This is a genomic window from Nonlabens sp. (genome assembly GCF_965657255.1).
Classification (GTDB): domain Bacteria; phylum Bacteroidota; class Bacteroidia; order Flavobacteriales; family Flavobacteriaceae; genus Nonlabens.
Genome location: NZ_CBFHNM010000006.1, coordinates 23,439 through 37,467, shown reverse-complemented (window position 1 = coordinate 37,467; position 14,029 = coordinate 23,439). Strand labels below are relative to the sequence as shown.

The 14,029-nt window shown below is 34.0% G+C and carries 14 protein-coding genes and 1 pseudogene; 2 read left to right on the top strand and 13 right to left on the bottom strand.

Annotated features, from left to right (window positions below; genetic code table 11):
* Positions 1-58 precede the first annotated feature (58 nt).
* A complete protein-coding gene (locus ACTF54_RS08395; RefSeq protein ID WP_347197270.1) occupies positions 59-733 on the bottom strand; it encodes a hypothetical protein in 675 nt (224 codons plus the stop codon).
* A 97-nt stretch (positions 734-830) separates the two neighbouring features.
* Between ACTF54_RS08395 and ACTF54_RS08390 the strand changes: the two genes are divergently transcribed.
* Positions 831-2,165, top strand: a complete 1,335-nt coding sequence (locus ACTF54_RS08390) for an aspartate kinase (RefSeq protein ID WP_438969145.1) — start codon at positions 831-833, stop codon at positions 2,163-2,165.
* Here ACTF54_RS08390 and ACTF54_RS08385 read toward each other — a convergent pair.
* The 12 genes and pseudogenes from ACTF54_RS08385 to ACTF54_RS08330 all read right to left on the bottom strand — a co-directional run bounded on the left by ACTF54_RS08385 (position 2,162) and on the right by ACTF54_RS08330 (position 13,535).
* A complete protein-coding gene (locus tag ACTF54_RS08385; RefSeq protein ID WP_438969144.1) occupies positions 2,162-2,707 on the bottom strand; it encodes an acyl-CoA thioesterase in 546 nt (181 codons plus the stop codon). The two genes, ACTF54_RS08390 and ACTF54_RS08385, sit on opposite strands and share 4 nt — an antisense overlap.
* A gap of 50 nt (positions 2,708-2,757) precedes the next feature.
* Positions 2,758-3,126 carry a 6-phosphogluconate dehydrogenase gene (locus ACTF54_RS08380; protein ID WP_438969143.1) on the bottom strand — a complete coding sequence of 123 codons (369 nt, stop codon included), beginning with the start codon at positions 3,124-3,126 and terminating at the stop codon, positions 2,758-2,760.
* Entirely contained in the window at positions 3,123-3,452 is a 330-nt protein-coding gene (locus ACTF54_RS08375) for a hypothetical protein (RefSeq protein ID WP_438969203.1), read from the bottom strand. Before ACTF54_RS08375 ends, ACTF54_RS08380 begins: the two co-directional genes overlap by 4 nt.
* Positions 3,386-3,828 (bottom strand): annotated as a pseudogene (locus ACTF54_RS08370) (DUF3307 domain-containing protein). The gene ACTF54_RS08375 and the pseudogene ACTF54_RS08370 overlap by 67 nt, the downstream one beginning before the upstream one ends.
* Positions 3,812-4,432 carry a MarR family transcriptional regulator gene (locus ACTF54_RS08365; protein ID WP_438969142.1) on the bottom strand — a complete coding sequence of 207 codons (621 nt, stop codon included), beginning with the start codon at positions 4,430-4,432 and terminating at the stop codon, positions 3,812-3,814. Before ACTF54_RS08365 ends, ACTF54_RS08370 begins: the two are co-directional and overlap by 17 nt.
* Positions 4,433-4,540: 108 nt before the next feature.
* Positions 4,541-5,995, bottom strand: coding sequence for a DNA recombination protein RmuC (rmuC, locus tag ACTF54_RS08360; RefSeq protein WP_438969141.1), 1,455 nt, complete (start codon positions 5,993-5,995; stop codon positions 4,541-4,543).
* An 85-nt stretch (positions 5,996-6,080) separates the two neighbouring features.
* A complete protein-coding gene (locus tag ACTF54_RS08355; RefSeq protein ID WP_438969140.1) occupies positions 6,081-7,748 on the bottom strand; it encodes a pseudouridine synthase in 1,668 nt (555 codons plus the stop codon).
* 21 nt (positions 7,749-7,769) lie between these two features.
* Positions 7,770-9,590: an ABC transporter ATP-binding protein gene (locus ACTF54_RS08350; protein WP_347197262.1), complete on the bottom strand. Its 1,821-nt coding sequence runs from the start codon at positions 9,588-9,590 to the stop codon at positions 7,770-7,772.
* Between the two features lie 3 nt (positions 9,591-9,593).
* Complete coding sequence (locus ACTF54_RS08345) at positions 9,594-11,306, bottom strand: phospho-sugar mutase (protein ID WP_347197261.1); 1,713 nt, start codon at positions 11,304-11,306, stop codon at positions 9,594-9,596.
* A 153-nt stretch (positions 11,307-11,459) separates the two neighbouring features.
* The gene (locus tag ACTF54_RS08340) at positions 11,460-12,428 is read right to left on the bottom strand and encodes a glycosyltransferase family 2 protein (RefSeq protein ID WP_438969198.1); all 969 of its coding nucleotides are present in this window, start codon (positions 12,426-12,428) and stop codon (positions 11,460-11,462) included.
* A gap of 1 nt (position 12,429) precedes the next feature.
* On the bottom strand, positions 12,430-12,990 hold the full coding sequence (locus tag ACTF54_RS08335) for a DUF4199 domain-containing protein (protein ID WP_347197260.1): 561 nt from the start codon (positions 12,988-12,990) through the stop codon (positions 12,430-12,432).
* Between the two features lie 53 nt (positions 12,991-13,043).
* The gene (locus tag ACTF54_RS08330) at positions 13,044-13,535 is read right to left on the bottom strand and encodes a DUF4199 family protein (protein WP_347197259.1); all 492 of its coding nucleotides are present in this window, start codon (positions 13,533-13,535) and stop codon (positions 13,044-13,046) included.
* A gap of 148 nt (positions 13,536-13,683) precedes the next feature.
* On the opposite strand from ACTF54_RS08330, the gene ACTF54_RS08325 reads away from it, so the two are divergent.
* A complete protein-coding gene (locus ACTF54_RS08325) occupies positions 13,684-13,935 on the top strand; it encodes a type B 50S ribosomal protein L31 (RefSeq protein ID WP_347197258.1) in 252 nt (83 codons plus the stop codon).
* Positions 13,936-14,029 lie beyond the last annotated feature (94 nt).

Sequence of the window (14,029 nt, the reverse complement as noted above, 5' to 3'; positions counted from 1 at the left end):
TCAACTGTTAGTTCTTTTCCGCTTTCGCGAAAGCGGAATTTTAAAAAACTATTTTTCTTTAATCAAATAAGCCAACGCCGTAGTTATTACCTAGCTTTTTAATAGCCGAAAAAGCCTTGTCAACTGTGTGATCCTCTACTAAAACGCTGAATTCATTAGTGGTAGAAATAACCTCGTGTAAAGAAATACCTTCCCAAGCAAAACGTTTAAAAATTTGATAATACAATCCTGGTATTTGGGTGTTATTTGTAGGTAATGCGATACTTATTGCGCACAAATTATCTTGCATACCGATCATGGTTTCTTTTACAAATTCATCTATAATATGCTGTTTTTCACTTGACGAAATTACTAAGTTACTTTCATGAACGCCTCTAGAAAATCCATAGAAAATAGTAGTGTTTATAGATTCTAGTATTTTACTATGACTTAATATCAACGTACTAGAGTTTTTAAAGGTAAAATCTACTAGATTAGAACGTACTGTGATATCTCCTAGATTTTTTAAAACCGATTTTAAGTTATTAGAATGTCTTAAATCTTTGGGTGGATGATATCTTCTCAATGCCATCATGATTGCACCTGTTTTTACTGGCTTTCGTAACATATTGCTTATAGTATCCTGCAACTCTTCTGCTAGAGCAGAAAAGTTGATGATACGTCTAGATAGTGCTTCCTCCAGAAAGGGTTGTGTGACTAAGATTTCTTCCACACAATCTGATATAGTTTTCATGTTGTTAATTATTTAACAAGTAGTGTAAATTTAAACAAATTTACTTGTTTTTTATATAGTTCCTTTATTCCGGTTGTATGTTTGTTTAAAAAGAAAAATGCAGGTTTTGAAATTTGGTGGTACTTCTGTCGGTTCTGTAGAGAACATGACTCATGTAAAAGACATAATCAATGATGGCACAAATAAAATTGTTGTACTATCTGCAATGTCAGGAACTACAAATGCATTAGTTCAAATTTCTGACACCATTAAATTAGGAAATAAACAAGCTGCTATTGATTTAATAGAATCGTTAACTAATAAGTATAAATTAACAATTAGACAGTTATTAGTTGATGAAAAATTAGCACTTGACGCTAGTGTCTATACCAATAAAGTTTTTAAAGGATTAATAGAGTTGATAGACTTGCCACACTCTGAATATGTTTATAATCATATTGTTGGTCAAGGAGAATTGTTATCTACTTATTTATTCAGTCGGTTTTTAATTCAGGAAGGAATCAAAGCAACCTTGTTACCAGCACTTGATTTTATGCGTATAGATCAAAATAACGATCCCGATTCTTTTTATATCAAACAAAACCTAGACAGACTGCTTAATGAAAAGGAAGGTACATATATTTATATTACACAAGGTTTTATTTGTCTAGATGTAGAAGGTCGTATTTCAAACTTAAAACGTGGCGGTAGCGATTATACAGCTTCTATCATAGGAGCAGCGATAAATGCAGAAGAGGTGCAAATCTGGACAGATATTGATGGTTTCCATAATAATGATCCTAGATTTGTAGAAAATACGGCAGCAATTTCAAATATTTCCTTTGATGAGGCTGCAGAGCTAGCCTATTTCGGTGCTAAAATCTTGCATCCTCAAACGGTAATGCCAGTTAGAGATCTTAATACTCCTGTACGTTTAAAAAATACCATGTCCCCAGATTCTTATGGAACATTAATCACACAGCAGGTACACGGAGAAGGAATAAAGGCTATTGCCGCAAAAGATGGTATTTATGCCATAAAAATAAAGTCTGCAAGGATGTTGCAAGCTCATGGTTTTTTAAAACGTGTTTTTGAGGTATTTGAAAAGTATGAGACTCCTATTGATATGATTACTACTTCTGAAATTGCAGTTTCACTGACCATTGACAATCCTTTGCATCTGGAAGCTATAGTAGCAGAATTAGAGAAAATAGCTAGTGTAGAAGTAGATCAAGATATGAGTATTGTTTGTCTAGTAGGAAATAACATCATTTATCATCGAGATACGCCTAGATTATTTCAAATTCTTCAGGATGTATCTGTAAGAATGATTGCTTATGGAGGTAGCAATAACAATATATCATTGCTTATTAATACTAATGATAAAAAGGATACCTTACGTAAACTTCAAGACTATGTGTTTAAATCACAATCAGGATATGCTATCCATTAAAGGTTGATTTCTACATTATATTTATTCAATTCTTTTTTATATCGGTCATCTGAAAAATTAGCATTGGCAATTTCGTCGGCGCTATTTTTTTTGATTTCCTTTCTTTTAATAGCTCGTGCAAAGCGGCGTACATGAGTTTCATTACTTATCTTAAGACCAGGAACTGGTACTGTATTACCATTTTCATCCTTTGCGACCATCGTTAGAAATGAAGAATTACAGTGCTTTGTCACTCCAGTTTGAATATTTTCTGCATCGACACGTATTCCTACCACTATGGAAGAAGTCCCTACATAATTTACTGACGCTCTAAGTGTAAGCATTTCACCTACTTCTATAGGGGCTAAGAAATCCACCACATCCACACTTGCTGTAACACAATAATTACCGCTGTGTTTTGATGCACAGGCAAACGCTATTTGATCTATAAGTGATAACACATAACCACCATGAATTTTACCAGAAAAATTAGCATTAGATGGCAACATGAGTAATGACAACATCACTTTAGATTGTTCTGGAGACTTAAATTTATCTTTCATTTTGTTTAATTATTGTCGTTCTCGCTTTTGCGAAAGCGAGATGCTTAAAATCAATTGCGATTAAAATGAGGACTGTTTTCCAGCGTTACTTCAGTAATAAAATACTTAGTATCACCCCAAAAAAAGAATGTGCCGAACTTCTCCTCATATTTCAATTTTACATATTTGCCTTGATAGTCCTTTAATTTTTCAATTACTGCAGGTTGATTGTCCATTACAGAAAATGAAAATATTTGCGCACCGCTTATTCCCTGAGAAATCTCGCCTTCCCATGTTTTTACCACAACACCTTTACTAGAAAATTTGATCAATTCACCACTGCGATAACCTTCAGAATAACTTGCAAAATAGATGAATGCATACCATAATGCCATCATAATTAAAATCGTGGCAAGTATAACTCCTAAAATCTTTTTCATAATACGTAGTTTTTGAATAGCAGTCCTATCAGAATTGCGATGCCAAAGCTAAGCAATGTACCTATCAATACATACTCTGTCAACTTCATATTTTTTGCTTTACTGAGATCTCCAAATCTAAATACAGACTTTGCCGTTAGTAGTAAACCTACCGCGCTAAAGTGATTAGTAATGATAAATAGAAAGATAAGTAAGCGCTCTAACATACCTATCCATTTTCCAGAATTTTTAAGTCCGTAGATTCCTGTATCATCATCAGTTAAAGTCCATCTCGTAAAAATATTTTGAGCATGATCCCTACAGGACTTGTTAAAAAGATAATACATAATATAAGTGGCCAGATGATTTTTAACCACTCATTTGAAATGGTAAAGTCAATGGAGGCGATGCTCATAGAAATAATAGTAATTACAAGTATATGCGCTAGTTGATCTAAGGTAAATAACCATCGTTGATTCTTTCTATTAGTCAAATAAAGCTTTCCAGCATCAATAATTAAGTGTGTGATAAAAATAATTAGTGCGATATACCGTAATCGATACTGTATAATAATAGCCAAGATAAAATACCGTGAATAGCAGCGTGCAAGTATATATGGTAGGAGGCTAGCTTATGTTTTTCTTTCTTCTTTGTAAATTTATTTGTTTGAAAAACAAAGTCACCTAAGAAGTGAGCGATTAGTAGTTTAATTAATAGCTGCATGTCTCACGTCTTTGTAGTATTGTATGAATAAATTAAGAAGAAGATCGGTTTCCTTTTGGTGTGCTCGATCTAGTCTACGACTTGCTGTTGCTTGTTTCACCCCTAAAATAGCACCTAATTCTTTTTGTGTAATTCCTGGATTATTTAACGATTCAAATATGGTAGAAGCTCCATTTTCTGTCCATTCGTTCATGTATATTAAAGCGATTTGCAGGGTTGTGTTCATATACTTATCTAATGGGTGACCACTGTCAACCATTAAATCTTGATCTATATCTTTCAAAGAATCTAATAATACACCAGATCTGGTTAAGGCACTACCATTTGATTTTGCGATGTTTTTTTCAATTAAATTTATATCACCTAGACCTATAGCAATGCGCACGTCAAGCAATCCATTTCTTTTAAGAGCAGCTTTAATTTTTATACTAACAAATAAAGCCAATTGCGGTTTTTCTAACCATGCTTGAAAACTATCACCACGATAGATTTGATACATTCCTTTTTTAGAATACTTTTCTAATATAGGCTCAATGATCTTTAAATAATCATCAGTACTATTTTTCTGTGAGCCTATAATATCACCTGCTAAAACTACTTCCATATCCATTTATTTGAATTATTACATAAAAGTGTAATAATTCAAATAAATTACATAATAACGTAATATTATATTTTATTACGTAAAAGCGTAATATTTAAACAATCAAAATTAATCTAGTAAAGTGTCTTCATCACTACCATCTAAAAAGTCTGGATCGCTTTCTATTGCTCGATTTACAAGTTTTTCATTAAGAGACTTATTAGCTTTTGCGCCTAGTTTTTTCAATCGTTCTATGCGTCCCACGAGATTTCCAGAACCTTCAGTAAGCTTATTCATACTGGAAGAGTAAGATTTTTTTACGGTATCCAGTTGTGATCCTACTTTGATTAAGTCTTCTGTGAGTCCTACAAACTTATCATATAATGCTCCGGCGGCTGTTGCAATATCTAGCGCATTTTTCTGTTGTTTTTCATTTTGCCACATCGTGTCAATCGTACGTAAAGTTGCTAGCAAAGTGGTAGGCGTCACAATTACTATATTCTTATCAAATGCATCGCTATATAAATTACTATCATGATTTAAAGCCATGGCAAAAGCCGGTTCAATAGGCACAAAAAGCAGTACAAAATCAGGACTTTCTATATGATAATCATGGTAAGACTTACCAGAAAGATCTGCAACATGCTTTTTTAAAGATGCCACATGTTCTTTTAGATGTCTTTCTTGTAAACTATCGTCTTCTTCATTAATGTAACGTTCATAAGCGTTGAGCGATACCTTAGAATCAATTACCATTTTCTTGCCACCAGGAAGATGGATCACCACATCTGGAAATAAAGTTCTTCCATCTTCAGTTTTGATAGTGTGTTGTACTTCATATTCAGATCCTTTAGTTAAACCAGATTTTTCTAAAACTCTTTCTAGTACTAATTCGCCCCAATTACCACGCATTTTAGCATCTCCTTTCAGCGCTTTGGTAAGATTACTGGTTTCTTTACTCATTTGCTGGTTAAGTTCTTTTAGCCCTATAATTTGTTGACGTAAAGAACTTTGTCTATCAATGGTGTCTTTGTGAGTATCTTCTACACGTTTTTCAAAACTTTTGATTTTATCTTGTAACGGGCTTAAAATTTGCTCGATGTTTTTCTTGTTTTGATCGGTAAATTTGGTGCTTTTTTCGTCTAAGATTTTGTTAGCGAGGTTTTCAAATTCTTTTGTAAATTTTTCATTCAATTTCTCAATTTCACCTTGTGCTTCGGTATGTTTTTCTTCCGCTTTCGCGAAAGCGGTACGTTGCTCAGCAAGTAACACATTTAAGTTTTCCTTCTCTATCGCGATATCTCGATATTCTTTTTCTAGCTTTTGAAGTCTAGTACTCAGTTCTTGCTGACTTTCTATTTTCTGCTCTAGTTGTGCACTGTACTGACTGTTCTCATGACGCAATTTATCACGTTCTTGAATGGCAGGTTGTAATTGAGAAAGTTGTGAATTTAACTGCTTTTTTTCTGATTCTAATAGATTCAGACTTCCAGCAAAACGAGTTTTAGCAAAAAACCACGCGACAACTGCACCTATGACAACACCTAATAATAAGAATAGCAACCAAGAAATTTCTGAAGACATAAAAGAAGATTTATGTAAAAATACAATCCTCATACCTTGCTTAAAATAAGAATCTAATCGAGTTATTCACAAGAATAGATTTTATCTAAAACGGAGCAGGAACTTTTAGTAACACAGGCTTTAAAGTTACGGGATGTATAAACTCAATTTGCTCTGCATGAAGATATAATCTATCTTTTTTATGTCCATAAAGATCATCACCTATAATAGGACAATTCAATCCTAGCGGATGCGCCGCATGAACGCGCAACTGATGCGTGCGCCCAGTAATAGGGTAGAAGTGAACTCTGGTTTTACCATCTTTGCGCTCGATAACCTCATAGCGAGTTCTGGCACTTTTCCCAAGCTCTGGATCTACCATTTGAAAAGGTCTATTATCGAGGTCTACTCTAAGAGCAAGATTTATAAAACCGTTATCTTCTTTTACATTTCCATCGAGTAGGGCTACATATCTTTTTTTAACCGTACGTTTCTCAAACTGATCTTGAAGTTTTTTATGAACTTTTAGTGATTTAGTAAGTACCAAAACCCCTGAAGTACTCATATCTAATCGATGCACAATTAGTGGACCTGTCGCTTCTGGAAAACGTTTTTTCATTCTAGTTTCTACAGAATCCTCAATGGTTTTACCCTTAACAGATAGAAATTCTTCAGGCTTGTTCACTGCCATTATTTGCTCGTCTTCATATATTAAATGCAATTCTTTTCCTTCGGCAGGATTTTCTAACATAGGATTATCATCTACATCAAGCCCTTGTAACATATGTTCGAGAAGCGGCTCACATTTAGAACGACACGATGGATAAAAATGACCATGTTTTCTAATTTGTGAACGTAATGATTCTCCATACCAAAACTCTGCCATTGCAAGTGGTTTTAAACCATGTAGATAAGCATATTGCAGTAATTTAGGTGCCGCACAATCTCCAGTTCCAGATGGTGGTAAATAAGGCGGAATGTTCTGGAAAAGTTCCATGGCGTTTTTACGCTCACCATTTGCATTTAAAAAGCTGTATTGTTCAAATATCCATTCTTGCAGCTGGTTAGAAAGTTCTTTACGTTGCTGTTTAAGTTTCTTAATTTCACTTTCTTGTTTAGAAATAAAATTTTCTAATGGTAAAATCTTTTCGTTTAGATAGATTTTATATTCTTTAAGTAAGAACTTAGCATGCATTCCTTGCATTTGATGTTGATCAATTAGCTTCTGATAATCTTGATCATTTAAAGTCTCTAAAGCTTTTAGTCTTTCGGCTTTGCGGTTTGCTTTGAGGTTGGAGTGTTTTTTACGTTGATTGTAGAGTAGGAGCTTGCTTTCTTTTTCTAGTTCAATAAATTGCTTTTTAGCTTTTAGAAAGTTAGCGTCTTTTTCTAAAGCTTTAATTTCTTTATTAAGACGATCTAATTTTGAGTTCTCTTTTGCGTATAAACTGTCCTCAGTAAACATATTAAAAACTAGAGGTACAAACTCTGAATCAATTTGATTTCCAGTGATCACACCAGAATAGGCCCAAAGATGTCCTAAGTTACCATCTTTATTTTTCACTACAAGAACCCCAAACATTTTCCCAAGTGGATGCTGGTAATTCTCAGGTCCTAAATTCAGATCAAAGAACCAGTTATCAAAGCTGTCTAAGTAACTTTTAAGTTGCTCAGCAGCTTCTACAGCTAGTGGATGTGGCTCATATAGAAATGGAAAAGTAAATTTTTGTGGTATTTTACTTTCAATTTTTGAACGAAATAAATGTAATTTCAAAATATCGAACAGATATAATTATTATGCAAGACTCTGCATACCAACAAGTCCATGATACAAACCTTCTTTTGCTAGTAAATTTGTGTGTGTTCCTTGTTCTACTATTTCACCTTTCTTCATTACAACGATTTGATCAGCATTTTGAATAGTAGATAGTCGGTGAGCGATGATAATAGATGTTCTGTTTTTCATCACTTTTTCTAGTGCATCTTGAACCAGTCGTTCACTTTCTGTGTCTAGTGCACTGGTAGCCTCGTCTAGAATCAATATAGGAGCATTTTTAAGAACCGCACGAGCGATAGAGAGACGTTGCTTCTGTCCACCGCTTAACTTACCACCACTATCACCTATATTGGTATGAATTCCTTTAGGTAAACCTTTTACAAATTCCCACGCATTAGCAATTTTAAGTGCATCTATAATTTGGTCTTCGCTTGCATTTTTATCGCTTAGCGCAACGTTTGTAGCAATTGTATCATTAAAGAGAATAGAATCTTGTGTCACAAGCGCCATTTGATCACGTAAACTTTTCAAAGTGACTTCTTTGATGTTAAGTCCATCTATAGTGATCGTTCCTTTTTCTACATCGTAGAACCTAGTTAATAAATTTGCTATCGTGCTTTTTCCAGAACCACTTTGTCCCACTAGTGCAACGCTGGTTCCTTTTTCTATAGTTAATGAAAAATTCTTTAAAACAGGCTCGCTGTCATAGGAAAAGGTCACATCTTTTAAATGTATCGCTTTCGCGAAAGCGGGAACTATTGCAGCTCCTTGTTTGTCTGCAATTTCATTTTTTGTTTGTAATATTTCTAGAACTCGTTCTGCACTGGCATTACCTTCTTTAATTTGATAACTAGCTTTAGAAAGTGCCTTAGCTGGAGTCAGTATATTGTAGGCGAGTACCATGAAACCTATAAAGGTCGTAGGATCAATCGATTCTTCTATTAATACTAAACGACCACCGAACCATAATAGAATTCCAATAACTAAAATACCTAAAAACTCACTTACTGGACTTGCAAAACCTTTACGGTGATTCAATTTCACTGCAAATCGATACATTCTATTGGTACTGTTTTGAAAGCTTTCACTTAAACGATCTTCAGCATTGAAACCTTTAATAACTTTCAAACCGCTTAAAGTTTCTTCTAGTAAGGAAAGAAAATAACCCTGCTCTTTTTGAACCTGACCACTACGTTTTTTAAGTTTTTTACCTAATCTAGAAATTAAGAATCCAGAAACAGGTAAAAAAATCAACATAAAGACAGTGAGTTTAGCACTCATTACTAGCATAATAGCTAGTGTAAAAATAATATTGAGTGGTTCTTTAATAATGAGTTCTAAAATAGATAGAAAGCTATTTTGAATTTGTAGCACGTCAGCACTTGTTCTAGCGATGACATCTCCTTTGCGTTTTTCAGAGAAATAAGAAATCGGGAGATGTACTATTTTGGTAAATAAATCGTCTCTTACGTCTCTTAATACACCATTTCTTAGATAAGCTATAAAATACATTCCTAAATAACCAAAAAGATTTTTTAGGAAGAACAGAATCAATACCAAAGCTATTACAATGATAAGGGCTTGTTCTTTTCCATCAGTTTGTGTAGTAATGTAGTAGCCTAAATAACCTTTAATGTAATCCATTGTATTATTAATACCATCCCAAGTTGGAGCAATGTTTACCGCTTGTGTCTTATCAAAGAGGACATCTAGCATAGGTATTAAGGAAACAAAACTTAATGCACCAAAAAGAGCATAAAATACATTACTAATTATGTTGAGAAATGCATAGCGTTTATAAGGCTTAGCATACTTCAAAATCTCTTTAAAATAATTCATTAATTATATATCAAAACTGGCAAGAATGCCATTAATCTTTTCTTCTAGCTGGGCTTGAACCTTAGGGTAATGATCGACATGGTCTAGTGTCGTTTTAACCGATATATAGAATTTTATCTTAGGTTCTGTTCCACTAGGTCGTGCTGCAATTTTTGAGCCATCTGCTAGATAAAAAATTAAAACGTTTGATTTTGGAATATCTATGGTTTCTGTTTGCTGTAACTGCCTGTTCTCTCTAGTGCTTGCATGATAATCTTCAATAATAATGACATCTTGTCCACCTATTTGCGCAGGCGGATTTTCTCTTAAATCTATCATCATTTGTTTGATCTCTGCCGCGCCAGAAATACCTTTTTTAACTAAGGAAACTAATTTCTCTTGATAAACACCATGCTCTAGGTAAAGTTTTAATAATTCTTTATAAACGGTTGAATTGTTTGCTTTCGCGAAAGCGTACATTTCACAAGCCAGTAAACACGCAGTAACCGCATCTTTATCTCTAACAAAATCGCCTACCATGAAACCAAAGCTTTCCTCGCCACCACCTACAAAATCTTGTTTTGAGTGGTCTTTTATCATTTTTGCAATCCATTTAAAACCTGTCAGTCCTTCTTTACATTCTACTTTATAAGATCTTGCAAGGTCATGCATCATGGGAGTAGAGACTATGGTTGATCCTATAAACGGATCCTTCATTGATTTTAAGTCGCTTTGCTTTAATAAAAAGTCGGTCATGGCGATCATGGTTTGATTACCATTGAGCAATACCATATTTCCGTCATTATCTCTAACGGCAACACCTAATCGATCAGAATCTGGATCAGTACCTATAACAATGTCTGCATTCACTTGATTAGCGAGATCGACTGCCATTTTTAAGGCTTCTGGCTCTTCTGGATTGGGTGATTTTACTGTAGGGAATTCTCCATCTGGAAAAGCTTGTTCCTTAACCACATGTAAATCAGAATATCCAGCACGTTTCAAAGTTTCAGGAATAAGCGTGATGCTCGTACCATGAAGACTGGTAAAAACTATTTTTAATCGAGAACGATCTACATTGCCAGCAATTTTACCAGCTTTGATGCTGTCTTCAATAAAAGCATTATCATCGTCTTCTGTGAGCAGTTCTATTAATTCTGGTTTACTATTAAAGTTAATATCCTTAAAATCTAATGAACTAATTAAGTCTAGGATTTCTTGATCTTGTGGTGGTACTAATTGCCCACCATCTTGCCAATAGACTTTATAACCATTATACTCTGGCGGATTATGGCTTGCAGTCAGTACAATTCCTGCATGGCAGCTTTTTGCTTTTACCGTGTAGGAAAGTAGTGGAGTTGGGCGTAACTCGGCAAATAAATAAACATGAATACCGTTTGCACTGAAAACGTCTGCAACAACTTGTGCGAGTTCTTTTGAATTACGACGGCAATCGTATGCAATAGCTACTTTTATTTGCTCTTCAGGAAATTGTTCTTTTAAATATTGTGAAAGACCTTGTGTGTTTTTTCCTAAGGTATAATTATTAATTCGATTTGTACCAACACCCATGATACCGCGCATGCCACCAGTACCGAATTCTAGATTTTTATAGAAAGATTCTTGAAATTCTTCATTATCTGCTGTTAGTAAAGCAAGTGTTCTAGTGATAGTAGCTTCATCAAACGGCTCTTTAGTCCATGATTGAGCTGTTTTAAGTATATGGTCTTTGTTCATGTGCTGTAGTCTTAATTTCTAGCACAAATATAGGAATAAGTAGGCAGTATCGGTGATCAGTATTCAGTATCAGTCATAGTAGGATTTTTTTGAAAAGCATATCAAAATGAGTTTTTATCATAGCTAAAACCTACGACTGTAAATTAAAACCTACTAAATAGTTTCAGAGATTTTATAACGATCTTTTTGATTTCCATTTCTTAGTATCAATTCACCTAAAAATCCAGCAATAAAGAAAAGTGTTCCTAATATCATGGTCGTTAGTGCGATATAAAACCATGGATTGTCAGTTACTAAACGATACGGAATATCACTATACATTCTATAAAGCTTTGAGCCGCCTACGTATCCAGCAGTTGTAAAACCTATTAGAAACATGATCACGCCCAAAGATCCAAAAAGGTGCATAGGTCGTTTACCGTATTTTGATATAAAAGCAATGGTGATTAAATCAAGAAAGCCATTTATAAATCGCTCGTATCCAAATTTGGTCGTGCCGTATTTACGAGCTTGATGAATAACTTCTTTTTGAGTGATTTTTGTGAATCCAGCATTTTTAGCTAGTACAGGAATGTAGCGATGCATTTCTCCATGCACATCGATATTTTTAATTACCTGTTTATTATAAGCTTTTAAACCGCAATTAAAATCATTTAATTGCACACCACTAGTCTTTCTAGCTGCCCAATTGAATAATTTACTTGGCAGGTTTTTTGAAATTACACTGTCATAACGTTTCTTTTTCCAACCACTTACCAGATCATAACCTTTATCAAAAATCATGTAATATAATTCTGGAATCTCGTCTGGTGAGTCCTGTAAATCTGCGTCCATAGTAATGACTACATCTCCTAGAGCGGCTTCAAAACCGGCATGAAGCGCTTGAGATTTGCCATAATTAGCTTGGAATTTAATAGCCTTTATTGGATTAGAAATAGGGTTGTTATCTCGCTTTCGCGAAAGCGAGTTTATAATATCCCAGCTACCATCTGTACTGCCATCATCTATATAAATTACTTCATAAGAAAAGTTAGTTGTTTGCATCACACGATCGATCCATGCCTGTAATTCAGGTATAGAATCTGCCTCGTTGAGCAATGGGATGATTATAGAAAGTTGTATTTTATTCAAACTCGTACGGTTGGTCTTTTTTGATAATTAGGCTAGAAATTAATCCGATAACGGTATAAAAAGCGACATTGCTTATATACCCTATCACAATACTAGCGATGCCCATAGGTGTAGGACTTAAGGCCATAGAGCTGCGAATTTGTTCTTCTGATACCTGTCCAGCTGCTTCTTCCATACCTAACCATCCTAACATATTATTACTCATTTCTATAGATGCCTGAATGGTTAATTCAAGTAATTGTTCTTTTGCTTGAGGATCAATAATGTTGAAAATTAACAAAGCAGCAACAACATATCCTAAAAAGGCAATGGCAACAGCAACTACAAAGTAAAGTAAGGCGCTACCAAAACTGATGTAACCACCTAGTTCTATTTTGGCCTGTTTCTGAGCATAAACGGCTAGTATAAAAACAGCAATGGAAATAGGATACGTCACTAGCGGATTTAGAAAAAGGCTTAAATCTATTTGCCAAATAGCAAAATAGGAGATCACAAATATCATAAACCCTATTAGACCGAATTTAAGAGATGTTTTTTTTAATACACTATTCATAATAAAATGCTAGTTTTTGTCGTGATTTCAAATATAAAATTAGTTGAAATTAATTATCGCTGCGGTATTTTACTAATTATTAGTCCTGTTATTAAACCTGGAACCGTAAACATTAAAGTTTTAGTAGCAAAGCCTAAGGCAAATTCAGAAAGTGTAAAGGTAGGTTCTTTAAATATTTTAGTTTGAGCCAGATCGCTTTGACTTTGATCATTTATACCTCTCCAGGCATTTAAAAGAATTTCTTTTGCATTCACATCTATGTGATTAAGTAAAAGGTAATACACAACAGTTTCTGTTAAGAAAACCAGAAGGATACATATAAAATAAGCGAGTACTACTTGCTTAAAAGAGACATTTCCTTTCATGACCATACGCGCCCATACTTGAGCAATCACACCTAGAAGGATAGGATAGATGTATATGGATGTGTTTAATAAAGGATTTAAATATTCCTGCGCTTGCCACATGTACATATAGATTCCTAAAGTTATTAAAGCACCTATAAACCCTACTATAAATGAGTTTTTTTTAATCGTTTGTTCCACAAAAATATTTTTAAATGAGTAGGCAAATATAAAGCTAGGAAATGTGGTTTTATGGCTTAACTTTGTTTTAAATTAATTTAGAATCAAATGGTTGTTATTTAAATTAAAATATTTAACTTTGCAGCCGCAAAAGAATAAGAATTAAGTCATGCAAAAAGGAATACACCCAGAGAATTATAGATTAGTAGCTTTTAAAGATATGTCTAATGAAGAAGTTTTCATTACAAAATCTACAGCTAACACTAGTGAAACCATAGAGCACGAAGGTGTTGAGTATCCATTAATTAAATTGGAAATTTCTCGTACGTCTCACCCTTTTTACACAGGAGAGAGCAAGCTTATTGATACTGCAGGACGTATTGATAAGTTCAAAAATAAATATGCAAAATTCAAAAAGTAATACTTTAAGAATTTCACTTATATCTGAACGCCTCACAATTTGTGAGGCGTTTTTTGTTACTTTCATTTTGGAAACGCATTTTAATTAGGAATAC